Annotated in this window: 28 protein-coding genes and 1 riboswitch; of the genes, 12 read left to right on the forward strand and 16 right to left on the reverse strand. The window is 69.1% G+C overall.

Annotated elements, in window-relative coordinates; all coding sequences use genetic code 11:
• The first annotated feature begins 39 nt into the window (after positions 1-39).
• From SB754_RS02530 to SB754_RS02540, 3 genes are read left to right on the forward strand one after another with little or no spacing between them, the layout of a single operon-like run.
• Positions 40-963 carry an ABC transporter ATP-binding protein gene (locus SB754_RS02530; protein WP_410780779.1) on the forward strand — a complete coding sequence of 308 codons (924 nt, stop codon included), beginning with the start codon at positions 40-42 and terminating at the stop codon, positions 961-963.
• Positions 960-1,811: an ABC transporter permease gene (locus SB754_RS02535; RefSeq protein WP_410780780.1), complete on the forward strand. Its 852-nt coding sequence runs from the start codon at positions 960-962 to the stop codon at positions 1,809-1,811. Before SB754_RS02530 ends, SB754_RS02535 begins: the two co-directional genes overlap by 4 nt.
• Complete coding sequence (locus tag SB754_RS02540) at positions 1,808-2,638, forward strand: ABC transporter permease (RefSeq protein ID WP_410780781.1); 831 nt, start codon at positions 1,808-1,810, stop codon at positions 2,636-2,638. The genes SB754_RS02535 and SB754_RS02540 overlap by 4 nt, the downstream gene beginning before the upstream one ends.
• A gap of 91 nt (positions 2,639-2,729) precedes the next feature.
• Here SB754_RS02540 and SB754_RS02545 read toward each other — a convergent pair whose 3' ends face one another.
• Positions 2,730-4,124: an MFS transporter gene (locus tag SB754_RS02545; RefSeq protein ID WP_410780782.1), complete on the reverse strand. Its 1,395-nt coding sequence runs from the start codon at positions 4,122-4,124 to the stop codon at positions 2,730-2,732.
• Between the two features lie 166 nt (positions 4,125-4,290).
• Between SB754_RS02545 and SB754_RS02550 the strand changes: the two genes are divergently transcribed.
• The 4 genes from SB754_RS02550 (at position 4,291) to SB754_RS02565 (ending at position 6,246) form a co-directional block, all read left to right on the forward strand.
• Positions 4,291-4,719, forward strand: a complete 429-nt coding sequence (locus SB754_RS02550; protein WP_410780783.1) for a DUF2269 family protein — start codon at positions 4,291-4,293, stop codon at positions 4,717-4,719.
• A 95-nt stretch (positions 4,720-4,814) separates the two neighbouring features.
• On the forward strand, positions 4,815-5,168 hold the full coding sequence (locus SB754_RS02555) for an ArsR/SmtB family transcription factor (RefSeq protein ID WP_410780784.1): 354 nt from the start codon (positions 4,815-4,817) through the stop codon (positions 5,166-5,168).
• Positions 5,165-5,644: an SRPBCC family protein gene (locus SB754_RS02560; RefSeq protein WP_410780785.1), complete on the forward strand. Its 480-nt coding sequence runs from the start codon at positions 5,165-5,167 to the stop codon at positions 5,642-5,644. Before SB754_RS02555 ends, SB754_RS02560 begins: the two co-directional genes overlap by 4 nt.
• Complete coding sequence (locus tag SB754_RS02565; RefSeq protein WP_410780786.1) at positions 5,644-6,246, forward strand: dihydrofolate reductase family protein; 603 nt, start codon at positions 5,644-5,646, stop codon at positions 6,244-6,246. The genes SB754_RS02560 and SB754_RS02565 overlap by 1 nt, the downstream gene beginning before the upstream one ends.
• An 18-nt stretch (positions 6,247-6,264) precedes the next feature.
• Here SB754_RS02565 and ribH read toward each other — a convergent pair whose 3' ends face one another.
• The 5 genes from ribH to SB754_RS02590 form a co-directional block, all read right to left on the reverse strand.
• Positions 6,265-6,741, reverse strand: a complete 477-nt coding sequence (gene ribH / locus SB754_RS02570; RefSeq protein ID WP_410780787.1) for a 6,7-dimethyl-8-ribityllumazine synthase — start codon at positions 6,739-6,741, stop codon at positions 6,265-6,267.
• The gene (ribA, locus tag SB754_RS02575; protein WP_410780788.1) at positions 6,738-8,054 is read right to left on the reverse strand and encodes a GTP cyclohydrolase II; all 1,317 of its coding nucleotides are present in this window, start codon (positions 8,052-8,054) and stop codon (positions 6,738-6,740) included. The genes ribH and ribA overlap by 4 nt, the downstream gene beginning before the upstream one ends.
• On the reverse strand, positions 8,051-8,680 hold the full coding sequence (locus tag SB754_RS02580) for a riboflavin synthase (protein ID WP_410780789.1): 630 nt from the start codon (positions 8,678-8,680) through the stop codon (positions 8,051-8,053). The genes ribA and SB754_RS02580 overlap by 4 nt, the downstream gene beginning before the upstream one ends.
• Positions 8,681-8,684: 4 nt before the next feature.
• Positions 8,685-9,785 (reverse strand): bifunctional diaminohydroxyphosphoribosylaminopyrimidine deaminase/5-amino-6-(5-phosphoribosylamino)uracil reductase RibD, encoded by a 1,101-nt coding sequence (ribD, locus tag SB754_RS02585; RefSeq protein WP_410780790.1) that lies wholly within the window; start codon positions 9,783-9,785, stop codon positions 8,685-8,687.
• Between the two features lie 72 nt (positions 9,786-9,857).
• Positions 9,858-10,012: riboswitch (FMN riboswitch) on the reverse strand.
• A 116-nt stretch (positions 10,013-10,128) separates the two neighbouring features.
• Positions 10,129-11,181: a sugar-binding transcriptional regulator gene (locus SB754_RS02590; RefSeq protein ID WP_410780791.1), complete on the reverse strand. Its 1,053-nt coding sequence runs from the start codon at positions 11,179-11,181 to the stop codon at positions 10,129-10,131.
• Positions 11,182-11,322: 141 nt separating this feature from the next.
• On the opposite strand from SB754_RS02590, the gene SB754_RS02595 reads away from it, so the two are divergent.
• The 3 genes from SB754_RS02595 to glpK all read left to right on the forward strand — a co-directional run bounded on the left by SB754_RS02595 (position 11,323) and on the right by glpK (position 15,562).
• On the forward strand, positions 11,323-13,062 hold the full coding sequence (locus SB754_RS02595; RefSeq protein ID WP_410780792.1) for an FAD-dependent oxidoreductase: 1,740 nt from the start codon (positions 11,323-11,325) through the stop codon (positions 13,060-13,062).
• A 133-nt stretch (positions 13,063-13,195) separates the two neighbouring features.
• Complete coding sequence (locus SB754_RS02600) at positions 13,196-13,972, forward strand: MIP/aquaporin family protein (RefSeq protein ID WP_410780793.1); 777 nt, start codon at positions 13,196-13,198, stop codon at positions 13,970-13,972.
• Positions 13,973-14,041: 69 nt separating this feature from the next.
• A complete protein-coding gene (glpK, locus tag SB754_RS02605; protein ID WP_410780794.1) occupies positions 14,042-15,562 on the forward strand; it encodes a glycerol kinase GlpK in 1,521 nt (506 codons plus the stop codon).
• A 129-nt stretch (positions 15,563-15,691) separates the two neighbouring features.
• Here glpK and SB754_RS02610 read toward each other — a convergent pair whose 3' ends face one another.
• From SB754_RS02610 to sdhC, 9 genes are read right to left on the reverse strand one after another with little or no spacing between them, the layout of a single operon-like run.
• Positions 15,692-16,417 carry an HAD family hydrolase gene (locus SB754_RS02610; RefSeq protein WP_410783246.1) on the reverse strand — a complete coding sequence of 242 codons (726 nt, stop codon included), beginning with the start codon at positions 16,415-16,417 and terminating at the stop codon, positions 15,692-15,694.
• Between the two features lie 2 nt (positions 16,418-16,419).
• Positions 16,420-17,013, reverse strand: coding sequence for a GNAT family N-acetyltransferase (locus tag SB754_RS02615; RefSeq protein WP_410780795.1), 594 nt, complete (start codon positions 17,011-17,013; stop codon positions 16,420-16,422).
• Positions 17,013-18,023: a tryptophan--tRNA ligase gene (gene trpS / locus SB754_RS02620; protein ID WP_410780796.1), complete on the reverse strand. Its 1,011-nt coding sequence runs from the start codon at positions 18,021-18,023 to the stop codon at positions 17,013-17,015. The genes SB754_RS02615 and trpS overlap by 1 nt, the downstream gene beginning before the upstream one ends.
• Before the next feature lie 42 nt (positions 18,024-18,065).
• Complete coding sequence (locus SB754_RS02625) at positions 18,066-18,902, reverse strand: exodeoxyribonuclease III (protein ID WP_410780797.1); 837 nt, start codon at positions 18,900-18,902, stop codon at positions 18,066-18,068.
• Between the two features lie 9 nt (positions 18,903-18,911).
• The gene (locus SB754_RS02630) at positions 18,912-20,141 is read right to left on the reverse strand and encodes a YihY/virulence factor BrkB family protein (protein WP_410780798.1); all 1,230 of its coding nucleotides are present in this window, start codon (positions 20,139-20,141) and stop codon (positions 18,912-18,914) included.
• Positions 20,142-20,163: 22 nt separating this feature from the next.
• Positions 20,164-20,925, reverse strand: coding sequence for a succinate dehydrogenase iron-sulfur subunit (locus SB754_RS02635; RefSeq protein WP_410780799.1), 762 nt, complete (start codon positions 20,923-20,925; stop codon positions 20,164-20,166).
• Positions 20,925-22,727: a succinate dehydrogenase flavoprotein subunit gene (sdhA, locus tag SB754_RS02640; RefSeq protein ID WP_410780800.1), complete on the reverse strand. Its 1,803-nt coding sequence runs from the start codon at positions 22,725-22,727 to the stop codon at positions 20,925-20,927. Before sdhA ends, SB754_RS02635 begins: the two co-directional genes overlap by 1 nt.
• Before the next feature lie 54 nt (positions 22,728-22,781).
• Positions 22,782-23,225: a succinate dehydrogenase hydrophobic membrane anchor subunit gene (locus SB754_RS02645; RefSeq protein WP_410780801.1), complete on the reverse strand. Its 444-nt coding sequence runs from the start codon at positions 23,223-23,225 to the stop codon at positions 22,782-22,784.
• A gap of 1 nt (position 23,226) precedes the next feature.
• On the reverse strand, positions 23,227-23,643 hold the full coding sequence (gene sdhC / locus SB754_RS02650) for a succinate dehydrogenase, cytochrome b556 subunit (protein WP_410780802.1): 417 nt from the start codon (positions 23,641-23,643) through the stop codon (positions 23,227-23,229).
• 164 nt (positions 23,644-23,807) lie between these two features.
• On the opposite strand from sdhC, the gene SB754_RS02655 reads away from it, so the two are divergent.
• Positions 23,808-24,032, forward strand: coding sequence for a hypothetical protein (locus SB754_RS02655; RefSeq protein ID WP_410780803.1), 225 nt, complete (start codon positions 23,808-23,810; stop codon positions 24,030-24,032).
• Here the strand turns inward: SB754_RS02655 and SB754_RS02660 are convergent.
• Positions 24,029-25,168 carry a mannose-1-phosphate guanylyltransferase gene (locus SB754_RS02660; protein ID WP_410780804.1) on the reverse strand — a complete coding sequence of 380 codons (1,140 nt, stop codon included), beginning with the start codon at positions 25,166-25,168 and terminating at the stop codon, positions 24,029-24,031. The two genes, SB754_RS02655 and SB754_RS02660, sit on opposite strands and share 4 nt — an antisense overlap.
• Positions 25,169-25,243: 75 nt before the next feature.
• On the opposite strand from SB754_RS02660, the gene SB754_RS02665 reads away from it, so the two are divergent.
• Positions 25,244-26,380, forward strand: coding sequence for a glycosyltransferase family 4 protein (locus SB754_RS02665; protein ID WP_410780805.1), 1,137 nt, complete (start codon positions 25,244-25,246; stop codon positions 26,378-26,380).
• Positions 26,381-26,385: the final 5 nt, after the last annotated feature.

A 26,385-nucleotide genomic window follows, 5' to 3' on the forward strand; every position in this document is an offset into this window, starting at 1 on the left:
CGTCCCGAATGTCCGAGGTCGCGGCTACAGTGCTGAACTATGCCGCCCGTCATCGCCGCTCGCGACCTGGTCAAGAAGTACAAGGAGTTCCCGGCCGTCGACGGCATCAGCTTCGAGGTCGAGCCGGGGGAGTCCTTCGGACTGCTCGGCCCCAATGGCGCGGGCAAATCGACGACGATGCGGATGATCGGCGCGGTCTCCACGCGCTCGAGCGGCGACCTCAGCATCCTGGGTCTCGATCCCGACCGCTACGGGCCCGAGATCCGCTCGCAGCTCGGGGTGGTGCCGCAGGCGGACAACCTCGACACCGAGCTGCGCGTGCGCGACAACCTCATCGTCTACGGGCGGTACTTCGGCCTCGCCTCGTCGCACGTCCGCACGCGGGCGGACGAGCTGCTGGCCTTCGCCCAGCTGGAGGACAAGGCGAAGGCGAAGGTCGACGACCTCTCTGGTGGCATGAAGCGCCGGCTCACGATCGCGCGCGCCCTGATCAACGACCCGCGCATCCTGCTGCTCGACGAGCCGACGACCGGACTCGACCCGCAGGCGCGCCACATCCTCTGGGACCGCCTGTTCCGCCTCAAAGAGCAGGGTACGACGCTCGTCCTCACCACCCACTACATGGATGAGGCCGAGCAGCTGTGCGACCGGCTGGTCGTCGTCGACAAGGGCACGATCATGGCGGAGGGGTCGCCGGCCGCCCTGATCCGCGAGTACTCCACCCGCGAAGTGCTGGAGGTGCGGTTCGGCTCCGAACGCAATGCGGAGGTCGCCGAGACGCTCGGCGGCATCGGCGAGCGGATCGAGGTGCTGCCCGACCGCATCCTCGTCTACAGCGAAGACGGGGAGGCCGAGCTGGCGCGCATCGCCGAGCGCGGCCTCCACCCGCTCACCAGCCTGGTGCGGCGATCCAGCCTGGAAGACGTCTTCCTCCGGCTGACGGGGCGGAGCCTGATCGAATGAGCACCACGCAGGAGGCGGGGGAGGCGCGAGCGGCGCAGGAGGCGCTCGCGGCCGCCGTCCGCCCGCGCCGGTTCGGCGCGTGGTACGTCGCGGAGCACCGCTTCCGCGTCATGCGGTCGTATCTGCAGACCGTGCTCGTCACCGGCTTCGGCAACCCGCTGCTCTACCTGCTCGCGATGGGCCTCGGGCTCGGGAGTCTGGTCAGCGCGAGCATTGGTCCGAACGCCGTCGACGGGGTCAGCTACCTGGTGTTCGTCGCCCCGGCCCTGCTCTGCACCGCTGCCCTGACGGTGGCGAGCGAGGAGTTCACCTACCCGATCATGCTCGGGTTCAAGTGGAATCCGACGTTCTACGGAATCAACGCCTCGCCCATCGCCCCCGGGCAGATCATCGACGGCGTGATCATCTCCGTTGTCGCCCGGCTGCTGGGCACGAGCGCGGTCTACTTCGCCTTCATGGTGCTGTTCGGCGCGGTGCCGAGCCCGTGGGGCTGGGTCAGCATCCTCATCGGCACGCTCGGCGGTCTCGCCTTCGGTGTGCCGATCATGGCCTACGTGGCGACCCTCGAGCAGGACACCGGCCAGATCGCCATGCTCATGCGTTTCGTGCTGCTGCCGCTGTCGCTCTTCTCCGGCACGTTCTTCCCCTTGTCGAGCATGCCCGCGTTCCTGCAGTGGATCGGCTGGATCTCTCCGCTCTGGCACTCCACCGAGCTCTCGCGCGTGGTCACGTACGGGATGAGCGAGCCGGTCTGGCTCTCCGTGGTGCACGTGCTGTACCTGCTCGCCCTGTTCGTCGCCTTCTGGGTGTGGGCGCGCCGGATCGCCGCGAGGAGGCTGAACAAGTGACCGCGACCGACGAGCGTCTCGCCGAGACGGGCACCCGGTCCCGCGCCGTTCGCGCCCTCTACGCGGGCAACGCCCGCTCGGTGATGCAGCGCGGCTGGTCGGCCACGCGCAGCACCAACTGGCTGGTCATCGTGTCGGGCTTCTTCGAGCCGATCTTCTACCTCCTGTCGCTCGGCATCGGCTTCGGGTCGCTCGTCGGGAGCATCCACACCTCCTCCGGTCAGACCGTGCCGTACGCGGCGTTCATCGCGCCGGCGCTGCTCGCGACCGCGGCGATGAACGGCGCGGTGTACGACTCCACCTGGAACGTCTTCTTCAAGATGCACTTCGCGAAGCTCTACGAGGGGATGCTGGCCACCTCCCTCGGGCCGCTGGATGTGGCGCTCGGCGAGATCCTGCTCGCCCTGCTGCGCGGGGCCCTCTACGCGGTGGGGTTCATGCTCGTGATGCAGGCGCTCGGCCTCAACCTGTCGTGGTGGGCGCTCCTCGCCCTGCCGGCGGTGCTGCTGATCGCCTTCGGCTTCGCCAGCTTCGGGATGGGCATCACCAGCTACATGAAGACGTTCCAGCAGATGGACTGGATCAACTTCATCCTGCTGCCGATGTTCCTGCTGTCGGCGACGTTCTACCCGATCACCGTGTACCCGGAGCCGATCCAGGCGATCATCCGCGCGCTCCCGCTGTGGCACGGCGTGGAGCTGGTCCGCGGGCTGACGACCGGCGACGTGAACCTCGGCATGCTGTGGCACGTGCTCTACTTCGCCGTGATGATCGTGCTCGGCCTGGTGCTCACGACGCGTCGCCTCCGCGCCCTCTTCCTCGACTGAAGAAGCCGCCGAGTGGTGAGTCGATGCTCGAATCCGGGACGGATTGCGACATCTGGTCACCACTCGGCGGCTACCGAGCCAGGCCGAGGGGTCAGCTCACGTTGTCGGTGAAGTCCACATCGCGCGTCTCCTTCGAGAGGAGCAGCGCGATCAGGGTCAGCACGCCGGCGAGCGACAGGTAGACGCCCACCCAGACCGTGCTGCCGTGGGCCGAGGTCCACAGCCAGACCGCGATGGTCGGGGCGACGGCCGCGCCCAGCACGCTGGACAGGTTGTAAGAGATCGCCGAGCCCGTGTACCGCACGTTGGTCGGGAACAGCTCCGGCAGCTCCGCCCCCATCGGGCCGAAGGTGAGCCCCATCAGCGTGAAGCCGATGATCAGCAGGGCCATCGTGCCGATGGTCCCGCCCGCGAAGAGCGGAACGAAGAGCAGACCGAAGACGATGATCCCGATGGTCACCCAGATCAGCGTCTTGCGGCGGCCGAAGCGCTCCGCCAGCGGACCGGCGACGAGCGTGAAGATGCCGAAGAACACGACGCCGATGATGAGCATCACCAGGAAGTCGTTGCGGCTGTACCCGAGGCCGGGCACGAAGCTGCCGGCGGCGAACGTCTTGCCGGCCTTCTCGGCGGCGGCCTGCGCCTGTGCCGGCGTGGCGGCGGTGGTGCCGTAGGTGAGGGTGAACGCCGTCATCAGGTAGAAGAGCACGTACGTCGCCAGCATGATGAATGTGCCGAGCACGATCTGCCACCAGCTGGTGCGGAAGACGCGCGCCAGGGGCAGCTTCGCGACCTCGCCGGTGTCGACGACCTTCTGGAAGGCGGGCGTCTCGACGAGCTTCAGCCGCACGTACAGGCCGACGATCACCAGCACCGCGCTCAGCAGGAACGGGATGCGCCAGCCCCAGGCGGCGAAGCCCTCGGGGGAGATGGTGAGGCTCAGGATGAGGAACAGCACGTTCGCGACGATGAAGCCGATCGGGGCGCCCATCTGCGGGAAGGTCCCGTAGATCGCGCGCTTGCCGGCCGGAGCGTTCTCGGTCGCGAGCAGCGCGGCGCCGCTCCATTCGCCGCCGAGCCCGAGGCCCTGGCAGAAGCGCATCACGACGAGCAGGAACGGAGCCCAGAACTCCCAGCCGGGAACCTGCGCGGTCGGCAGGCAGCCGATCAGGACGGTCGCGATGCCCATGGTGAGCAGCGAGCCGACCAGGGTGCCCTTGCGGCCGATGCGGTCACCGAAGTGGCCGAACAGGATCGAGCCGACCGGTCGCGCGATGAAGGCGACGCCGAACACGGCGAACGACGAGAGGAGGGCGGTGGTCGGGTCCTCGCTGGTGAAGAAGAGCGAGGGGAAGACCAGGACGGCGGCGGTCGCGTAGACGTAGAAGTCGTAGAACTCGATCGACGTGCCGATGAGGCTGGCGAGGATGACGCGTCCGCGGGTGTTCGCGGGCGCAGGGGCGATGACGGGGGCCGTCGTAGACATGCGTGTGGAGAGCTTCCGAATAACGAGGGGAGGGTGCACGGCGCGTGCGCGGCGTCGGTCGGGCGGAAGGCGCGCGGGGCAGGGGTCGGACGGCGCTTGTGGCGCACCCTCTAGCCTATGCGCGCTCCGGGAGCGGTCCCAATCGGGCGCTCGGTACGCTGGGGGCATGGAAACACTCTTCGCCGTCCTGCATGTCGTCGCCGCCGTCTTCATCGTCGGCCCCATGGCCATCCTCCCGATGACCGCGATGCGCGCGGTGCGTGCGGGGGACGCCCGCCAGGTGGAGACGCTGGCGAAGTCGACGAACCTGCTGTCACTACTCTCGCTGCTGGTCGTGCTGTTCGGGTTCGGCGTCATGGGCCTGGCCGACAAGAAGTACGACCTCAGCATCACGACGCCGTGGATCCTGTGGTCGATCATCCTGTATGTCGTCGCCCTCGGGCTGACGCTCTTCGTCGTGGTGCCGACCATGCGTCGCGCGGGCGAGGCGCTGCGCGACGGCGCCGCCTCCCGCTACCCGCAGATCGCCGCGGGTTCGGGTGTAGCGAGCCTGCTGCTGCTCGCCGTGGTCGTGCTCATGGTCTGGAAGCCGTAAGGCCGCATACTCGGCAGCATCCGCCTCTTGACGGGAGGCGGGCTTCGCTCTACCGTTGTACTCAACAAGCTGGTTGATTAACGAAAAGGTTGAACATGACGGGGGACAAGGCTCTCGACAGGGCGTTCACCGCGCTGGCCGACCCGGTGCGCCGCGCGATCGTCGCGCGGCTGAGCCGGGGTCCCGCCACGGTGAACGAGCTGGCGGAACCGTTCCCGATCTCGCTGCAGGCGGTCTCCAAGCACATCAGCGTGCTGGAGGCGGCCGGGCTGGTCTGGCGGACCCGCGACGCCCAGCGCCGCCCCGTCCACCTGGACGCCGCCGCGCTCGAACGCCTGACGTCATGGATCGACCGCTACCGGCTCGAAGCAGAGGCCCGTTACCGCCGCCTCGACGCCGTCCTCACCGACACGCACACGAAGCACCCGACAGGGGAGAAGGAATCATGAGCAATCCCGTCACCATCGAAGTCGTCGAAGGCACCTCCTACGCCGACCTGTCCCGAGAGTTCGATGCACCGGTGGAGGCCGTCTTCCGCGCCCACACCGATCCTGAGCTGTTCGCGCAGTGGATCGGCCCGCGCAGCCTCACCACCACCATCCGCGAGTGGGATGCCCGCCCAGGCGGCGTCTACCACTACGAGCAGCGCGACGAGGACGGGGTCTACGCCTTCCGCGGCGTGTTCCACTCCGTGGTCGAGGACGAGCTGATCATCCAGACGTTCGAGTACCTCGGGGCGCCGGGCGAGGTGAGCCTCGACCGCCTGCGGTTCGAGCAGCTGCCCGGCGGCCGGACCCGGCTCGTCGGCCGGTCGGTCATGACCTCGCGCGAGGCGCTCGAGCAGATGGTCGCCAGCGGTATGGAGTACGGCGTCCGCGAGGGCTACGAGAAGCTCGACGAGCTCCTGACCCGGACGGCCGCCTGATGGCTGTCCGCTACCTCCACGCGGTCGTCTCCGTCGACGGCTTCATCGCCGACGAGCACGACGACGTCGGCCCGCTGCACGACTGGTACTTCAACGGCGACCATCCGCTCGAGGTCGAGGACCATCCCGAGGTCCACAGCGGCCCCTTCCGCGTGTCGGCGGCCTCCGTCGACTACGTGAGCGGCATCTGGACCCGGCAGAAGGCGCTGGTCATCGGCCGCCGCCTCTTCGACCAGACGAACGGGTGGGAGGGGCACCCGCCGGCGAGCGACCACGTCGTGGTGGTGTCGCACCGCCCGAAGCCGGCCGGGTGGCATCCCGAGGCCTCGTACCACTTCGTCGGCTCGGTGGCGGAGGCCGTCGACCTCGCCACCGAGCTCGCCGAGGGCGGAGAGGTGGGCATCACCGCTGGCGACATCGGCGGCCAGGCGCTCGCGCTCGGGCTGGTCGACTACGTCGCGATGGATGTGGTGCCCGCGGTGTTCGGGAGCGGCAAGCGGTATTTCGGCTCGTTCGCCGACGGGCCGCTCCTCCTCGACAGCCCGGACGTGCTGATCCAGGGGGAGGGCGTCCTCCACCTGCGGTATCCCGTCCGGCGCTAGCCGGCGGAGCAGCGGCGCTCAGCCGCGCAGCGCGCGGAGGGTGAGGGCCGTCGAGAGCGCGGCGTGCGCCGCCTCGGCGCCCTTGTCCTCCTTGGAGCCGGGGAGCCCGGAGCGGTCGATGCCCTGCGCCTCGTCGTCGAGCGTGAGCACCCCGAAGCCGACCGGCTTGCCGGTGTCCAGCGCGACGCGGGTGAGCCCGTCGGTCGCCGCGGCGGAGACGTACTCGAAGTGGGGCGTCCCGCCGCGGATGATGACGCCGAGGGCGACGACCGCATCCGCGCCGGACTCCAGTGCCGCCTTGCTGACGACGGGGAGCTCGAAGCTGCCGGGGACGCGGACGAGCGTGTGCGTCGCCCCGGCGGCGTCGAGCGTCCGCTGGGCGCCGGCGATGAGGGCCTCGCTGATCGTCTCGTGCCAGCTGCCGGCGACGATGACGACGTTCAGGCCGCTCCCGTCGATCCGCTCCTGGGCGCTGGGCGCTCCTGCTCCGCTCATCGTGTGGTCCTTCCCGCCGCGAAGCCCGCGGTCGTCTCGTTCGTGGTCGTCTCGTTCGTCGCTGTCTCGGGGTCGATGTCCCCGATCGCGTGCCCCATCCGGTCGCGCTTGGTCTCCAGGTAGCCCTCGTTGAAGGCTCCGACGCCGACGACGAGCGGTACGCGCTCCTCGACGGCGATGCCGTGCTCCTCGAGCTGGCGCACCTTCTCGGGGTTGTTGGTCAGCAGGCGCACCGATTCGATCCCCAGGTCCTGGAGGATGGCCGTCGCCGCCCCGTAGTCCCTGGCGTCGATCGGCAGGCCGAGGGCGAGGTTGGCGTCGAGCGTGTCGAGCCCCTCCTCCTGCAGCTTGTACGCGCGCAGCTTGTTGATCAGGCCGATGCCGCGGCCTTCGTGCCCGCGCAGGTAGACGACGACGCCTCCCTCGCGCTGGATGGTGTCCATCGCCGCGTCGAGCTGCGGGCCGCACTCGCACTTGAGCGAGCCGAACGCCTCGCCGGTCAGGCACTCGGAGTGCACCCGCACGAGCGTCCCGTCGCGCTGCGGAGTGCCCGCAACGATCGCGACGTGGTCGGCTCCGGTCATCCGGTCGCGGTAGGCGCGCATCCGGAAGGGTCCGTGCGTCGTCGGGACCGTCGTCTCCACCTCGAAGATCACGCGCGAGGTCTCCGGGATCGGCGCGACCGTCTCGAGCGGCTGGTCGCAGTGGAACTCCTGCAGGTACGCGATCAGCGTCTCGATCGTGATGACGAGCACGCCCTCCCGCCGGCCCAGCTCGATCAGGCCGGGGAGGCGCATCATCTCGCCGTCGTCGGCGACGATCTCCGCGATGGCGCCGACCGGTGTCATCCCGGCCAGGGTCAGCAGGTCGACCGCGGCCTCGGTGTGCCCGTCGCGCTCGCGCACGCCGCCCTCGACGGCGCGCAGCGGGAGGATGTGGCCGGGGCGGTGGAGGCTGGACGGCGTCGAGTCCAGGTTGGCCAGCACTCGCAGCGTGTGCGCCCGGTCGGCCGCACTGATGCCGGTGGAGAGACGGTCTGCCGCATCCACGCTGACCGTGTAGTTCGTGCCGCGCGAGTCCTCGTTGTTGACGACCATGACCGGCAGTTCGAGCCGGTCGGCGATCTCGTTGGTCATCGGCGCGCAGATGAAGCCGGACGAGTGCTTGACCGTCCAGGCGATCCACTCCTGGCTGGCGAGCTCGGCGGCGAGGACGACGTCGCCCTCGTTCTCGCGGCTCTCGTTGTCGACGACGATGACCGGCCGCCCGGCGCGGAGTTCCGCGAGGGCCTCCGGGATGCTGGCGAGACTCATGACGCGCTCCGTTCGTTCAGTGCGGGTTCGAGCGCGAGCATGCGCTCCACATGACGGGCGAGGATGTCCGTCTCGATGTTGACGCGATCGCCGGGCTTCCGGTCGCCGAGGGTGGTGGCGCCGAGGGTCTCCGGGATCAGGGACACCTCGAACCAGCCGTCCTCACGTCCGCCGCCGACCGCGCTCACGGTCAGCGAGACGCCGTCGACGGCGATGGAGCCCTTGCGGGCGACGAGCGGCGCGTGCTCCGGGTCGAGCGAGAGCCGGACGACGCGCCACGCGCTCCCGTCGGTGACGGAGAGCACGGTGGCGGTGCCGTCGATGTGCCCCTGCACGATGTGCCCTCCCAGGCGGTCGCCGACCTGGGCGGCGCGCTCCAGATTGACGCGACGGCCGGGCTGGATGTCGTCCAGTGTGCTGATGGCGAGCGTCTCGGCCATCACGTCCGCCGTGAAGCTGTCGGCGTCCTTGCCGATCACGGTGAGGCAGACGCCGCTGACCGAGATGGAGTCGCCGTGGCGCGCGTCGCTGACGGCCAGCGGCCCCCGCACGGTGACGCGGGCGGCGTCGGCGGTGCGCTCGACGGCGGTGATCTCGCCCAGCTCTTCGATGATTCCGGTGAACATGCGTTCAGCCCTCCTGGGTGCGGGTCGGGGTCGGGGTCTGCGGGAAGATGTCGGCGCCCCGGACGTCGACGGGGTCGCCCACGGTACGGGTGGCGCCGTCGGGAACGGGGACGGCGCGGAGGAGGAGGTCGCCGCCGAGCCGTTCGACGTCGAGGATGCGCAGCCTCCGCTGCTCGCCGATGTTCTCGACGCCGATATCGCCGAGTGCGAGCCGCGGGCCGCCCAGCAATGTGGGCGCGAGATAGATCGCGTATTCGTCCACGAGGCCGGCCGCGACGAACGCGCTCGCCAGGGTGGGGCCGCCCTCCACGTAGATGCGGCGGAAGCCGCGCTGGTGCAGGTCGGCGACCACCTCGGTGAGGTCGTGCGTCCCCTCGAAGATCACCGGGTTGGGGTGGCGGAACACCGCGGCATCCTTCGGGATGGCCCGGGTGCCGATGACGACAGGCGTCGGCTGCGTGCCCATCAGCTCGCCGGCGTCCCCACGTGCGGTCAGACTGGGGTCGTCGGCGAGCACGGTTCCGGTCCCGACGACGATCGCATCGGAGGCCTCGCGCTGCTCGTGCACGCGCTGCCGGGCGGCCGCTCCGGTGATCCAGCGGCTCGTGCCGTCAGCGGCGGCCGCACGGCCGTCCAGGCTGCTCGCCCACTTGACGACGATGTAGGGCCGGCCCAGCCGGGCCGTGGTCAGCCAGTCGCCGAGGAACGCGTCGATCTCGTCGCGCAGGACCCCGCCGATGACCTCGACGCCGGCCTCGCTGAGGCGCTCGGCGCCTCCGCCGGAGTGGTGACCGGGGTCGTCCGTGCCGTAGACGACACGGGAGACGCCCGCGGCGATCAGGGCCTCGGAGCAGGGGCCGGTGTGGCCCCAGTGGTTGCAGGGCTCCAGCGTCACGACCGCGGTCGCGCCGCGGGCGCCGCCCTCCGGCAGCTTGCTCAGCGCGTCCACCTCGGCGTGCGGGGTGCCGACACCGCGGTGCCAGCCCTCGGCCAGGATGTTCCCCTCTGCGTCGAGGAGCACGCAGCCGACGCGCGGATTCAGGCCCCGGGCTGGGCCGTTCGCGGCGAGCTCGAGCGCCGTGCGCATGGGGGCTTCCCACGTCATCCCGTTGCCATCCTGTCTCTCACTGGAGACGTGTCACCGGGGTCGCGTGGGCGCCAGCCCATGCGGGCTGCCCACCGTGCTTCCTCCCATCCGGACTGAGCGGCAGGCTCTCACCTGCACGCATTACCGTCGGTGCCGGAATTCCACCGGCTCAGCAGGACGCCTGGGCGTCCCGCTCGCGGACTGTCACCGCCGGTTCGGACTCTCACCGACCCCGGAGCACGTATTTCGTTGTCGAGGGTATCAACGCGCGGCGCCGCCGCCTATTCCCTGGGGCGGATGCGGCCTCCCGTTACGTGGGCGGTGACGGTCTGCGGATTGCCTGCGGACGGTCTGCGGCGGGCTACGCGGCGGTGACGGCCTCGTCGTCGGTCACCGCGTGGAGCGCGCCGGACGGCGACGGCTCGACCGGGCTGACCGGCTGCGTCAGCTGGACCAGCGCCCGCGCGGTGCCCTCGTCGACGATGAGGTCCGTGATCAGCCCGGCGGCCAGTGCGCCGCGCAGGCTGTGCACCTTGGAGGGGCCGGAGACGATGCAGACCCGGCGCGGCACGCGCTTGATCAGGTCGATGTCCGGACCGCTGGCCCGCTCATTGAGCGCGATGCCGTGGTGGCTGCCGTCCTCGCGGAAGAAGACGGTCGCCACGTCGCCCACCACGCCCGACTCGTCGAGCGAGGTGTAGTCCGCCTGGTCGAGGTAGCCGCCGGCGTAGACGTGCGAGCGCACCTCCGAGAAGGGGGAGCCGAGGCCGAACAGGGCCACATCCATCCGCTCCTGGATGTCGAGGATGCGGCGCGTGCTGCGCTCCCGCCACATGGCGTTCTTGGTCTCCGGGTCGTCGAAGAGCGCAGGAACGGGGAACTCCTGGATGGTGCCGGAGTAGGTGTCGCCGAAGCGGCGGAGGATCTCGGACGCGTACAGCACACCGGTCGTGTAGGTGTTGCCCGCGCCGTTGAGCTGCACGAACTCGACGTTGTGCAGCTCCTTCGGAATGAGGTGGCGGCTGAGTGCGCTCATCGTCGAACCCCAGGCGACGCCGACGGTCTGGTTGGAGTCGATGAAGCGGTCGAGGATGCGCGCGGCGGAGATCGCCACGCGCTCCAGCCGGTCGACGTCGCTGATCGCGCTCGGCATCGGCACGATGTGCGCGGCGATGCCGTACCGTTCGTGGATCGCCTGCTGGATGCGCGATGCACCTTCGTGCGGTTCGGCGATCTGGATGGTGACCAGGCCGGACGAGCGGGCGTAGCTGAGCAGCCGCGAGACGCTGGAGCGCGACGTGTGCATCTCGTGCGCGATGGCCTCCATCGTCAGGTCCTGCATGTAGTAGAGGTGACCCGCCTTGAGGGCGTCGCGGACCTTGTCGGGCAGGTGCTCGGTGTCGGGCTGGGGCATTCGGGGCCTTCTTCGCTGGGGCGGCGTTCTCGGGGCGATCGAGGCGCTGCACGTATGTGCATCCGGCTTGATCGAAGTTGTGCTGCCACCGAAGACTATAGCTGCACAGCACCTTCACGTCAGAAGCAACAGGAGAAGATCGTGACGACGTCGTCGAACACCCGCACCGAGGTCCAGCGCCTGGCCGAACGCCCGCGAGCACAGGTGCTCGTCGTCGGCGGCGGCATCAACGGGCTCGGAACCTTCCGCGACCTCGCGCTCCAGGGCGTCGACGTCGTCCTCGTCGAGCGCAACGACTTCGTGTCGGGCGCCTCCGCCGCCTCCAGCCACATGATCCACGGCGGCATCCGCTACCTCGAGAACGGGGAGTTCCGGCTCGTCAAGGAGTCGGTGACCGAGCGCAACGGCCTCCTCAAGATCGCGCCGCACTACGTGAAGCCGCTGGAGACGACCATTCCGATCTTCTCCACGTTCTCGGGCATCCTCGCCGCCCCGCTCCGCTTCCTCACCCACAAGCAGGGCAAGCCGAAGGAGCGAGGCGCGTTCCTCATCAAGACCGGCCTGACGATCTACGACTCCTTCTCTCGTGACGGAGGCTCGGTGCCCCGGCACAGCTTCCACGGCCGGAAGAAGTCGCTGGAGGCGCTGCCCGCGCTCAACCCCGGCCTCAAGTACACCGCCACCTACTTCGACGCCTCCGTCCACGATCCCGAGCGGCTGGCGCTCGACGTGCTCGCCGACGGACTCGCCGCCGGTCCGCACGCCCGTGCCGTCAACTACGTGGAGGCCATCGGCGCCCGCTACGGAGGCGTGCTGGTCCGCGACCGCGAGACGGGCACGGAGTTCACCATCACCGCCGACGTGGTCGTGAACGCCTCCGGACCCTGGACGGACCTCACCAATGAGGCGCTCGGCCAGGGGACCCGGTACATGGGAGGGACCAAGGGCTCCCACATCGTGCTGGACAACCCGGAGCTGCTCGAGGCCTGCGCCGGCCGCGAGATGTTCTTCGAGAACAACGACGGTCGCATCGTGCTGATCTACCCTCTCAAGGGCCGGGTGATGGTCGGCACCACCGACCTCGAGGCGGACATGTCGGAGCGCGCGGTGATCACCGAGGATGAGATCGACTACTTCATCGAACTCGTCTCGCACGTTTTCCCAACGATCCCGGTCACCCGGGAACAGATCGTCTACACGTTCTCGGGCGTTCGTCCGCTGCCCCACCACGACGACACCGCGCCCGGATTCGTCTCCCGCGACTACCGGATCGTTCCGGGCACGGTCGCCGGCCTCGGCGACACCACCGTGTTGAGTCTCGTTGGCGGCAAGTGGACCACGTTCCGCGCCCTCAGCGAGCACCTCGCGAACGAGACGCTGCAGGCGCTCGGCGCCGAGCGCACCGTTCAGACGCTGGGGCTCCCGATCGGCGGAGGCGCCGGGTTCCCGACCACGCCGCAGGCGGAGCGCGACTGGATCGCCCGCTACGGCGCGGATGTCGGCGTCGAGCGCGCAACGACGCTGCTGCACCGCTACGGCACCAAGGCCGCCTTCGTCATCGATGCGATCGCCGGCTGGGACGGGGAGGATGCGCCGCTCGCTGCAGCGCCCACCTACTCTCACGCCGAGATCGACCACCTGGTCCGGAACGAGCACGTCGTGCACCTGTCGGACATCTTCCTGCGGCGCACCAGCCTCGCCTTCACCGGAGCGGTCAGCCTCCCGCTCGTGCACGAGATCGGCGCAATCACGGCAAACGCGCTGGGATGGTCGCCAAATCGGCGCACGGAGGAGGAAGATTCGTTCGTAGCGGACCTCGCCGACGCCCACCGGGTGCAGCTCAAGTCGGGAGACGGGAGCGAAGCCGCAGCTGTTCGATAAATGCACGAACGTGCATTGCACGGTTCTTGTCAAGGTGAGCATGACCGCAATAGCGTTTTCCTGCCCACCCTGACGAGATCCACCCCACAACGCACAACAGGGTGCGGGTCAACTGAACAACTGGAAGGTCAACGTGGACAATATCGGTGTAGATTTCCTGTCTGAGTTGGTGGGCACAGCGATGCTGGTCCTCCTCGGAACCGGTGTCGTGGCGAACGTCGCCCTCATCAAGAACAAAGGCTTCAACGGCGGGTTCCTGATGGTGAACATCGGCTGGGGCATCGCGGTGTTCTCCGGTGTGGTCGTCGCCTACAACTCCGGCGCGCACCTGAACCCGGCTGTGACGCTCGGCCTCGTGGCGAACAACGCCAAGACGTTCGGCAGCGCCGCCGCGCACACCCTGGTGCCGGTCAATTTCATCACGGTGCTCCTGTACATCCTGGCCCAGCTGATCGGTGCCATCATCGGCGCCGTGCTGACCTGGCTCGCGTACAAGAACCACTTCGACGAGGAGCCGGACCCGGCGAACAAGCTGGGCGTCTTCTCGACCGGCCCGGCCATCCGCAGCTACGCCTGGAACCTCGTCACCGAGATCATCGGCACCTTCGTGCTGGTGTTCGTGGTGATCGCCTTCGGACACCAGCCCGGTCAGGCTCCCGGCCTCGCGGCCCTCGGCGCTCTCCCCGTCGCCCTCCTGGTGATCGGCATCGGTGCGAGCCTCGGTGGTCCGACCGGCTACGCCATCAACCCTGCCCGTGACCTCGGCCCCCGCATCGCGCACGCGATCCTGCCGATCCGCGGCAAGGGCACGAGCGACTGGTCGTACTCCTGGGTTCCGGTCGTCGGCCCCGTCATCGGCGGCCTGATCGCCGGATGGCTGGCGCTGCTCCTCCTCCCGATCATCAAGTAAGACCCGGGGGCCGGCCGGGAAACCGGCCGGCCCCTCCTGCTCCACCCCCACAGAACAAAGGAGTCACCTATGGCCGACTACGTCGTCGCCATCGACCAGGGCACGACCAGCACCCGAGCGATCATCTTCGACAAGAGCGGCTCGATCGTCTCGAGCGGGCAGCTCGAGCACGAGCAGATCTTCCCGAAGGCCGGCTGGGTCGAGCACAACCCGATCGAGATCTGGAACAACGCGCGCGAGGTCATCGGCCTGGCGCTCTCCAAGGCGGACCTCACGCGCCACGACATCGCCGCCGTGGGCATCACCAACCAGCGCGAGACCGCCGTCGTGTGGGACAAGAACACGGGCGAGCCCGTCTACAACGCGATCGTCTGGCAGGACACGCGCACGCAGCCGATCGTGGACCGCCTGGCGGCCGACGGCGGCACCGAGCGGTTCAAGCAGATCGTCGGCCTCCCGCTGGCGACCTACTTCTCCGGCACCAAGATCGTCTGGATCCTGGAGAACGTCGAAGGGGCCCGCGAGCGGGCGGAGGCCGGCGACCTGCTGTTCGGCACGACCGACAGCTGGGTGCTCTGGAACCTGACCGGCGGCACGGACGGCGGCGTGCACGCCACCGACGTGACCAACGCCTCCCGCACCCTGTTCATGGACCTGGAGACGCTCACCTGGCGGGACGACATCCTCGAGGTGTTCGGCGTTCCCAAGTCGATGCTGCCGGAGATCAAGAGCTCCTCCGAGATCTACGGGACGGTCGAGTCCTCCAGCCTGCTGCGAGAGGTCCCGGTCGCGGGCATCCTCGGCGACCAGCAGGCCGCGACGTTCGGCCAGGCCGCGTTCGATCCCGGCGAGTCCAAGAACACCTACGGTACGGGCAACTTCCTCATCTTCAACACGGGTGAGGAGATCGTCCACTCGAAGAACGGTCTGCTGACGACGCTGGGCTACAAGCTCGGCGACGCCGCTCCGCACTACGCGCTGGAGGGCTCCATCGCCGTCACCGGCTCGCTGGTGCAGTGGCTGCGCGACAACCTCGGCATCATCTCCAGCGCACCGGAGATCGAGGAGCTCGCCAAGACGGTCGACGACAACGGCGGCGCCTACTTCGTGCCGGCGTTCTCCGGGCTGTTCGCGCCGTACTGGCGGGCGGACGCGCGCGGCGCGCTCGTCGGCCTCACCCGGTACGTCAACAAGGGTCACATCGCCCGCGCGGTGCTGGAGGCCACGGCGTTCCAGACCCGCGAGGTGCTGGATGCGGTCAACGCCGACTCCGGTGTGGACCTGCAGGAGCTCAAGGTCGACGGCGGCATGATCGCCAACAACCTGCTCATGCAGTTCCAGGCGGACATCCTCGGCGTGCCGGTCGTCCGGCCGGTCGTCGCCGAGACGACCGCCCTGGGCGCCGCCTACGCGGCAGGTCTCGCCACCGGGTTCTGGGCGGACCTGGACGACCTGCGCAAGAACTGGCAGGAGGACAGCCGCTGGACCCCGAACATGGAGCCGGAGGAGCGCGAGCGTCAGCTGCGCCTCTGGAAGAAGGCCGTCACGAAGACGTTCGACTGGGTCGACGACGACGTGCGCAACGCCTGACCTGCCCCACCTCGAAGCGCCGTCCGGCTCACGCCGGGCGGCGCTTCGCCGTTCCGGGCGCATCCATGGGGCGCAACACGCCGCTATCGCGCGGCGATAGCGGCGTGTTGCGCCCCACAGATGGTGGGATCAGGCGAGGAGGGGCGCGAGCTCGGTGAGGGAGCGGATGGTGCGGACGCCCGCGTCGAGGGCGTCGCGCTCGTCCTCGGGCGACGGGATCGCGTCGCGCCGGTTGAGCCAGACTCCGGTGAGCCCGGCGCGGGCGGCGCCGATGGCGTCCGTACGCAGCCGATCGCCGACGTACGCGGCCTCGCTCGGCTCGATGCCGTAGAGCTCGCAGGCTGCGTGGAAGATCGCCGCGTCCGGCTTCACGACGCCCAGCTCGCCGGAGGCGATCAGGCGCTCGATGCGGGCATCCAGGCCGACGGCCTCCACCTTGCGCCGCTGGAAGGCCAGGTCGCCGTTGGTGATCAGCCCGAAGCGCACGCCCGGGAGGGTGCGCACCAGAGCATCCAGCGCCGGAAGTGCATCGTCGTGCAGTGACCAGGCCGCGACGTAGTGCTCGAAGTAGTCGGCGAACCAGGCGCTCGCCTGCTCCGCGCTCAGGGCGACGCCGTGACGGGCGGCGAAGTCGCGGGCGCGAGCCTGCCGCTGGCCCTCGAAATCGAGTTCGCCGGCAAGGTAGGAGTGGTAGTGCTCCTCTTCGAGGTCGTGCCAGATCGTCACGACCTCGTCGGCCTCCAGGGCCCCGTAGGGAGCGCCGAGCGCCTCGGCATAGCGGAGGATGCCGACTTCGACGGCCGCCCGGTGCGCGAACAGGGTGTCGTCGAGGTCGAACAGCACGACGCGGGGCATGCTCACGGCTCCGTGTGGACGAAAGTGCTGTGCGGCCAGCCGTCCGCCGGACTGCGTGGGTCGTCTCGCAGCAGTGTGCCCCTCCACTCATCGAGGCGCTCACCGCGCTGCTCGGCTCCCTGCGGCACGACGCCCTCCCAGCGGAAGCCCGTGCGGCGGGCGACGGCTGCGCTGGCCGCGTTGCCCACCAGCGCTCGCCACACCATCCGGGTGAGGGCGAGGCCGTTCGGTGCGGCGCCGAAGCCGTAGTCCACAGCGAGCCGCACGGCCTCCGACATGTGGCCCCTTCCGCGGGCCTCCGGGGCCATCCAGTAGCCGATCTCGCCCTGCCGCTCGCGGATGTCGCCGATGCTGACCATTCCGACCAGGACGCCGTCGGCCCGGACGGCCCACGTGCAGACCCGGCCGCTCGCCCAGCCGTCGGGCACGACCTTCGTCACGAACCCGACCGCGTGCTCCCGGCGGTACGGCGACGGCACGGTCGTCCAGCGGGCGATCGCCGGGTCGGCGCACACCTCGGCGATGCGGTCGATGTCCGCCTCAGCGGGCACGGACAGCGTCACCCGCGTGCTCGTCAGGGTGACCGGCTGCGGCATCAGCGGCTCCGGCGGAGGAAGCCCACGCGGTCGTAGACCTTCGCCAGCGTGCTCTCGGCGATCTCGCTGGCGCGGTCGGCGTTGGCGGCCAGGATCCTGTCGAGCTCGCCGGGGTCGGCGAAAAGGTCGAGCGCCCGTTGGCGGACCGGCGCGAACTCGTCGACAACCACCTCTACGAGGCCCTTCTTGAAGTCGCCGTAGCCCGTGCCCTCGTACTCCAGCTCGATCGACTCGATCGACCGGCCGCTGAGCGCGGAGTAGATGACCAGGAGGTTGGAGATGCCGGGCTTGCCCTGGCGGTCGAACGACACCACGCCGTCGGTGTCGGTGACCGCCCGCATGATCTTCTTGCGCGTGACCTCGGGCTCGTCGAGCAGCCACACGATGCCCGAACCGGACTCGGCCGACTTCGACATCTTCGACTCCGGATTCTGGAGGTCGTAGATGCGTGCGCTCTCCTTCAGGATCATCGCCTGGGGGACGACGAACGTGTCCCCGTAGCGGCTGTTGAAACGCTCGGCCAGGTCGCGCGTCAGCTCCACGTGCTGCCGCTGGTCGTCGCCGACCGGGACCACCTCGGCGTCGTACAGCAGGATGTCGGCGGCCATCAGCACCGGGTAGGCGAACAGCCCGACTGAGGTCGCCTCAGCGCCCTGCCTCGCCGACTTGTCCTTGAACTGGGTCATGCGCGACGCCTCGCCGAATCCGGTGATCGTGTTGAGCACCCAGGCCAGCTGCGCGTGCGCGGGGACGTGCGACTGCACGTAGAGCGTGGAGGCGGACGGGTCGATGCCGGCGGCGATGTACTGCGCGGCGGTACGCCGGGTCTTCTCGCGGAGCTCGGCCGGATCTTGCGCGACGGTGATCGCGTGCAGGTCGACGACGGAGAAGAACGCGTCGTGCGTGCTCTGCAGTTCTTTCCACTGCAGGAGCGCGCCGATGTAGTTGCCGAGGTGGAGCGAGTCGGCCGAGGGCTGCATGCCCGAGTAGAGGCGGGGGAGGTTGGTCATGATTCTGCTTTCGAGAGTGTGGGGGAGTGGATGCGCAGGCCGTCAGAGCGCGTAGTCGACGACCACGGGGGTGTGGTCGGACCATCGCTCGTCGTAGGCGGCCGCGCGGTCCACCGCGACGTCCTTCACTCGTGCCGCGAGGGCGGGAGTGGCGAGCTGGTAGTCGATCCGCCAGCCCGTGTCGTTGTCGAACGCCTTGCCGCGCCACGACCACCACGTGTACGGCCCGTCGACCTCGCCGGCGTGCTTGCGGACGACGTCGACCCAGCCGAGGCCGGCTCCGTCGTTGTAGGCCGCGTCGCCCTCGGCTCCTACGATTCGGTCGAAGTAGGCGCGCTCGTCCGGCAGGAAGCCGGCGCGCTTGACGTTGCCCTTCCAGTTGCGGATGTCGAGCGTGCGATGGCCGACGTTGAGGTCGCCCATCACCACGGCCAGCTCGTTGTGCTTCTGCAGCTCGGGCAGCCGCGCCTCCATCGCGTCGAGGAAGCGGTACTTCTCTACCTGCTTCTCGGTGTCGGCCTCGCCCGAGTGGACGTAGGCGCTGACGACCGTGAGCACCGTCCCGTCGACCTCGTAGTCGGCCTCCAGCCACCGGCCGGCGCTGTCGAAGTCGGTCGGGCCTAGCTCGACCCGGTGGATGGCTGCCCGATGCCGGCTGGCGATCGCGACACCCGCTCGGCCCTTGGCCGTTGCCGGGTCGTGCACCACATCCCAGTCGTCGCCGAGGAGCCCCTGCAGGTCTTCGGTCGAGGCGCGGACCTCCTGGATCGCGAGGATGTCGACGTCGCGCCCATCGAGCCAGGAACTCATGCCCTTGCGGAAGGCGGCGCGGATTCCGTTGGCGTTGATCGTGGCGATGCGCACGGGACTCGAGGGCATGCCTCCAGCCTACCGGGGGCGGCCGACAGCGCCCTCGTCCAGCACATCGTTGAGCTGCTGCTCGGCCTTGGCCACCCTCCGCTGCGCCGGAAGCCGGCTCAGCCAGCCTGCCCGGCTCAGGTCGTCCTGCGCCTCCTGCAGCTCGGCGCGGGCGACCAGCTCCCTGGCCTGGTGCTCCGCCGCGGCCCGCTCCGCGGCCTCCTGCTCGGGCGTGACCCGGCGCGGTGAGAGACCGCGGTCGAACATGCCGATTGCGATCCACGAGGCCGACAGCAAGATCACCCGCGAGATCAGGTTGAACCACAGCAGCAGACCGACGAACACCGCGAACGTGGCGAGGAGGGGGTTCTTCGACGAGCCGAAGAGGAGGCCGCTCAGCACGCTGAGCCCCGCCAGCACGAGCGAACCGAGCAGGACTCCGAAGAACAGGTTGCGCCACGGTATGGCGACGCGCGACATCACCCGGAACATCGCACCGAGGGTGACCAGGTTGAGGAGCACGGACACCACCAGGCCCGAGAAGCGGGCGACGGCGTTCGTCCAGAACGAGTCGGAGCTGACGCCCATCCAATCGAGCAGCAGCGTCAGCGTCTGCGTGCTCAGGATGGTCAGCACCGCCGAGACGATGAAGAGGGCGCCGAAGATCAGCGCGAGCCCGAGGTCGCGGATCTTCTGCAGCACGTAGTTGGTCGCGTCGCGGCTGAGGCCGAAGACGGCGCGCACGGCCTGGCGCGTGTAGAAGAGCCAGCCGATCGCGGTCCAGATCAGGCCGATCGCCGCGATGACGCCCGTCCAGCCGAACGATGTCGCGCTCTGCAGCTGGGTCTCCGGAATCACCCCTGGCGTCGACGGGGTGGCGATGAGGCCGGGCACCGTACGGTTCAGCAGTGCGACGAGGGCGTCGAACACCTGGTCGTTCCCGGAGAGCCAGACGCTGGAGATCGAGAACCCCACCCACACGGCCGCGAAGACCGCGAACAGGGACTGATAGCCCATCCCCGCGGCGCGCAGATTGCCGTCCGAGTGCGAGTAGTTGATGTAGACCCGGTACGGCCGGAGGGCCTGCACCCATTTCGCCCAGCGCGACACCCGGGCGACCGGCCGCTCCAGGCGCTCCTTCAGCGGCTCTGCACGTTCGAGGAGATGCTCGGTGAGCGTCTCCTCGGGTTCGACGGTGCCTTGCGCGCGCTGAAGCGCCGGATCCGGCTCCGCAGCCGAGCGTCGGGGCTTCCTGGCCATGTGGTCAGGATAGCGACGAGGGTCAGGGGCGGCCCCGCATGATCGCCTGCTTGACCTCGGCGATCGCCTGCGTGACCTGGATGCCGCGGGGGCAGGCGTCGGTGCAGTTGAAGGTCGTGCGGCAGCGCCAGACGCCCTCCTTGTCGTTGAGGATGTCGAGACGCACGGCTGCGTTGTCGTCGCGCGAGTCGAAGATGAAGCGGTGCGCGTTGACGATCGCGGCCGGTCCGAAGTACTGGCCGTCGGTCCAGAACACCGGGCAGGACGAGGTGCACGCGGCGCACAGGATGCACTTCGTGGTGTCGTCGAAGCGGGCGCGGTCGGCGACCGACTGGATGCGCTCCTTGCCCTTTTCGGGCTTGGAGTTGGCGACGAGGAACGGCTGCACCTCGCGGTAGCTCTCGAAGAACGGCTCCATGTCGACGATGAGGTCCTTCTCGAGCGGCAGGCCCTTGATCGCCTCGACGTAGATCGGCTTCGAGATGTCGAGGTCCTTGATCAGCGTCTTGCAGGCGAGGCGGTTGCGGCCGTTGATGCGCATCGCGTCCGAGCCGCAGATGCCGTGCGCGCAGGAGCGGCGGAAGGTCAGCGACCCGTCCTGCTCCCACTTGATCTTGTGCAGGGCGTCCAGGATGCGGTCGGTCGGGTACAGCTCGACGTCGAAGTCCTGCCAGCGCGGCTCGCTGTCCAGGTCCGGGTCGAACCGGCGGATGATCAGCGTGACGGTGAACGACTGCACAGGGGCCTCGGGGGCCGGGGGAGTCTCGAGGACGGCGTTCGACATCAGTACTTCCTCTCCATCGGCTGGTAGCGGGTCACCACGACGGGCTTCCAGTCGAGCGTGATGTGGTCTGCGGCATCCGACGAGTGCGGGTCGCCGGTGAGGTAGGCCATCGTGTGCTTCATGTAGTTCTCGTCGTCGCGCTTCGGGAAGTCGTCGCGCATGTGGCCGCCGCGGGACTCCTTGCGGTTGCGCGCGGAGTAGACGACGACCTCGGCGAGGTCGAGCAGGAAGCCGAGCTCGACGGCCTCCAGCAGATCGGTGTTGTAGCGCTTGCCCTTGTCCTGCACCTGCACCTTGCGGTACCGGTCGCGGAGCTGGTGGATGGTCTCGGTCACCTGGGCGAGCGACTCGTCGGTGCGGAACACCTGGGCGTTCCGGTCCATCTCGTCCTGCAACTCCTTGCGGATGGCCGCGATGCGCTCCGTGCCGGTCGACGTGCGCAGCTCGTCGATCATGCCGCGGACCGCGGCGGCAGGGTTCTCGGGGAGCGGGACGAACTCGGCGGTCTTGACGAACTCCACTGCGTTGTTGCCCGCGCGCTTGCCGAACACGTTGATGTCGAGCAGCGAGTTGGTGCCCAGACGATTGGAGCCGTGCACCGAGACGCAGGCGCACTCGCCGGCGGCGTAGAGGCCCGGCACGACGGTGGTGTTGTCGCGCAGCACCTCCGCCGCGGTGTTGGTCGGGATGCCGCCCATGGCGTAGTGCGCCGTCGGCATCACCGGGACCGGCTCGACCACGGGGTCGACGCCGAGGTAGGTGCGGGCGAACTCGGTGATGTCCGGGAGCTTCGTCTCGAGGACCTCGGCGCCGAGGTGGGTGCAGTCGAGGAGCACGTAGTCCTTGTGCGGACCGGCTCCGCGGCCCTCCGCGACCTCCTGCACCATGCACCGGGCGACGATGTCGCGCGGCGCGAGGTCTTTGATCGTCGGGGCGTAGCGCTCCATGAATCGCTCGCCCGAGGCGTTGCGCAGGATCGCTCCCTCGCCGCGGGCGCCCTCGGTGAGGAGGATGCCGAGGCCGGCCAGGCCGGTCGGGTGGAACTGGAAGAACTCCATGTCCTCCAGCGGCAGGCCCTTGCGCCAGATGATGCCGACGCCGTCGCCGGTGAGGGTGTGGGCGTTGGAGGTGGTCTTGAAGATCTTGCCGAAGCCGCCGGTGGCGAAGATGATCGCCTTCGAGTGGAAGACGTGCAGCTCGCCGGTGCTCAGCTCGTAGGCGACGACTCCGGCCGGCTGCGGGACCCCGTCCACGTCGGTCATGATGACGTCGAGCACGTAGAACTCGTTGAAGAAGTTGATGCCGAGCTTGACGCAGTTCTGGAACAGCGTCTGCAGGATCATGTGGCCGGTGCGGTCGGCCGCGTAGCAGGCGCGGCGCACAGGCGCCTTGCCGTGGTCGCGGGTGTGGCCGCCAAAGCGGCGCTGGTCGATCTTGCCCTCAGGGGTGCGGTTGAACGGCAGGCCCATGTTCTCGAGGTCGATGACCGCGTCGATGGCCTCCTTGGCGAGGATCTCGGCCGCATCCTGGTCGACCAGGTAGTCGCCGCCCTTGACCGTGTCGAAGGTGTGCCACTCCCAGCTGTCCTCCTCGACGTTGGCGAGCGCTGCGGCCATGCCGCCCTGCGCCGCACCCGTGTGGGAACGCGTCGGGTAGAGCTTCGAGATGACGGCGGTCCGGGCGTGCGGGCCGGCCTCGATCGCCGCGCGCATCCCGGCGCCGCCGGCGCCGACGATGACGATGTCGAACTCGTGGTAGTGGACGCCGTCGATGACGGTGGATTCAATGGCTTCTGTTGTCACAGGTTTTCCGTGTCGATTCGCGGTTCAGGATGCGGTGATCTGGGATCGGCCCGGTCAGTGCGCCGGGCAGAAGGACGGCAGGTCGGCGGCGGCCGCGCCGGCGGGGCACGGGTCGAACGTGAAGATCACGAGCGTGCCGAGCACGACGAGGACGACCACGGCGGCCAGGATGGCCCACTTGAGGATGAGGTTGACCACCCGGTTGTAGGCGTAGTCGTTCACCAGCGTCCGCATGCCGTTGCCGCCGTGGATGAGCGCGAGCCAGAGCATCAGGAGGTCCCAGACCTGCCAGAACGGCGTCGCGTACTTGCCGGCGACGAAGGCGAAGTCGATCTGCTTGACGCCGTCGCCGAGGACGAGGTTGATCAGCAGGTGGCCGAAGATCAGGATCACGAGCACGAGGCCCGATGCCCGCATGTAGATCCAGCCCCACTTCTCCCAGTTCTTGCCGCGGGAGGAGCGGGCGGTGGGGGTGCGCGGCGCTTCGATGGTCGTCACGTCAGTTCACCTCCGAGAAGATGTGGATGAGCTGCGTCGGGACGAAGCCGGCCATGAGGATCACCCAGAGGGCGATGACGATCCAGATCATGACCTTCTGGTACTTGACGCCCTTGCTCCAGAAGTCGATCAGGATGATCCGGATGCCGTTGAAGGCATGGAAGATGATCGCCGCGACCAGGGCCATCTCGCCGAAGCCCATGATCGGGTTCTTGTAGGTGCCGATCACCGCGTTGTAGGCCTCCGGGCTCACGCGGAGGAGCGATGTGTCCAGGATGTGGACGAGAAGGAAGAAGAAGATGGCCACGCCGGTGATGCGGTGGAGGACCCACGACCACATCCCCTCGCGGCCTCGGTACAGTGTGCCGCCGGGCCGGGTCTTGGCCGGCTGCAGCGTCCCTGTCGCTTGGTCTGACACGGGACAACCCTCCCTGGTTGCGATTCGCTTCATCGGGGCGCGGTGAGCGCAGCGCAAGTCTATGCCGGGACCGCCCCCGACGCCTCTTAGGGTGACCTCAGTTATCTCGACGTCGAGATAACTCCGCCTCGACGGTGGCTGCGCTGCGGCGTACCGTCCACCCCATGACACAGGACGAACCGATCATGCACGGAAGTGCCGACGCCACCGACGAGTCGAAGGTCGCCGGGATCGTGGAGCAGGTGCGGGCGGATATGCAGTTGCGGGGCTCGGAGGACAGCGAGCGGCTGCTCAAACAGCGACTCGCGGACGCCGGCATCCAGCTGCCGCAGGAGGAGATCTCGCGGCTGGTGCAGGAGATCCAGAACGGCCCGTCCGTCGTCGACTAGAGGACGTCCGTGGAGCCGGTGATCTTCAGCGCGTCCACCACCGACTTCACCCGCTGGGCGTTCTCGCTCGTCGTGACCAGGAGGGCGTCGGGCGTGTCGACGACGACGATGTCCTTCACCCCGATGAGGCTGATGACGCGATTGCTCTGACTGACGACGATCCCGCTGGACGAGTCGGACAGCACCCGGGCGTTCTCACCGAGGATGGCGAGATCCGACTTGCGTCCGCCGGAGTTCAGCTTCGCCAGTGAGGCGAAGTCGCCGACGTCGTCCCAGTCGAAGTAGCCGGGGATGACCGCCAGCCGTCCGGCCGCGGCGGCCGGCTCGGCGACCGTGTAGTCGATCGCTATCTTCTCCAGCGCCGGCCAGATGCGGTCTACCGCCGGCCCGCGCGTCGCCGGGTCGTCCCAGGCCTCCGCCAGCTCGAGCAGCCCCGCCAGCAGTTTCGGCTTGTTCCGGCCGATCTCCTCCAGCAGCCGGTCGGCGCGCGCGATGAACATGCTGGCGTTCCACAGATAGGAGCCGTTCTCGAGGTACCGCTCGGCGGTCTCCAGGTCCGGCTTCTCCTTGAAGGAGCCGACCGCGAGGGCGCTCGGCGCGCCCGGGACCTCGAGGCGGTCCCCGTAGTGGATGTAGCCGAATCCGACCGCGGGCTCGGTGGGCCGGATGCCGATCGTCGTGATGTAACCGGCTTCCGCCGCAGCCGCCGCCTCCCGCACTGCGGACTGGAACAGCGGCAGGTTCTTGATGACATGGTCGGCCGCGAACGAGCCGATGATGACGCCGGGCTCGCGGCGCTCCAGGATCGCGGCCGCCAGGCCGATGGCCGCGGTCGAATCGCGCGGCTCGGACTCCAGGACGACGTTCGGGTCGGCCAGCGCGGGGAGCTGCTGCTCGACCGCGAGCCGGTGCGCCCGCCCGGTGACGACCATGATCCGCTGCTCGCCGGACAGCGGCACCAGCCGGTCCCAGGTGTCCCGCAGCAGCGTCTGCCCCGAACCGGTCAGGTCGTGGAGGAACTTCGGCGCGTCGGCGCGCGACAGCGGCCACAGCCGCGAACCGATCCCGCCGGCCGGGATCACGCTGTAGAAGCGTTCGATGGGCGGCCCCTGGGTGATCCTGCGGTGCTGAGTCATGGCGAAAGGATACCGAGCGGTGCCGGACACCGGCCGTTCATCGTGGCGACACCGGCGGCTCGTAGCGTGAGGGCCATGCGGGTCGCGGTGGTCAGCGAGAGCTTCCTCCCCACAGTCAACGGGGTCACGACGAGCGTGCTGCGGGTGCTCGACCACCTCGCGGCCCACGGGCACGAGGCGATCGTGATCTGCCCGGACGCGGGGGCGCCGGCCGAGTACGCCGGCTTCCGCATCCACCAGGTCCCGTCGATCGCGTACCGGCAGTTCCCGGTCGGGCTGCCGAGTCCGCAGGTGCAGCGCATCCTCGCCGGGTTCGGGCCGGACGTGCTGCACGCCGCCTCGCCGTTCTTCTTGGGGGCGCAGGCGATCGCGGCGGCGAACCGGCTCGGCGTGCCCTCCGTCGCCATCTACCAGACCGACGTCGCCGGCTTCGCCCGGCGCAACGGACTCGGCGTCACTTCGGCCATCGCCTGGAAGTACGTCCGGTGGGTGCACGAGGGCGCCGACCTCACCCTGGCGCCCTCCGCCGCGAGCGAGTACGACCTCCGGACTGCAGGGGTGAGCAGGGTCGGCCGCTGGGGCCGGGGTGTCGACCTCGAGCGCTACCACCCCAATAAGAGGAGGACACCGGCCGCTGCCGCACTCCGGGAGCGGCTCTCGCCGGACGGCGAGACCGTCGTCGGCTACGTCGGGCGGATCGCTCCCGAAAAGCAAGTGGAGCGGCTGCGCGCGCTGCGCGGCATCGGCGGGCTCTCCGTCGCGATCGTGGGCGACGGGCCGTCCCGCGACCAGGTCGCCCGCGAGCTCCGCGGACTGAACGTGCACTGGCTGGGCCGGCTCGGGGGAGAGGACCTGGCCACGGCCTATGCGGCCTTCGATGTCTTCGCGCACACCGGATCCGAGGAGACGTTCGGCCAGACCGTGCAGGAGGCGCACGCCTCGGGGCTGCCGGTGGTGGCGCCGCGCGCGGGCGGCCCGATCGACCTCGTCGAGCACGGAGTGGACGGACTGCTGTTCCCTCCGTCCGACGACCGGGCGCTGCGCGCGGCGGTCTCGATGCTCGTCCACGACGGCGCCTTCCGGCGACGGATGGGGGAGGCCGGACGACGGGCGGTGCTCGGCCGCAGCTGGGATGTCATCTGCCGCGAGCTGACCGGTCACTACGAGCAGGTCATCCTCAGTGCCGTCACCGGGGTGGGAGCGTACAGTTAGGTGGC

The organism is Leifsonia sp. SIMBA_070 (genome assembly GCF_046534635.1).
Lineage (GTDB): Bacteria > Actinomycetota > Actinomycetes > Actinomycetales > Microbacteriaceae > Leifsonia.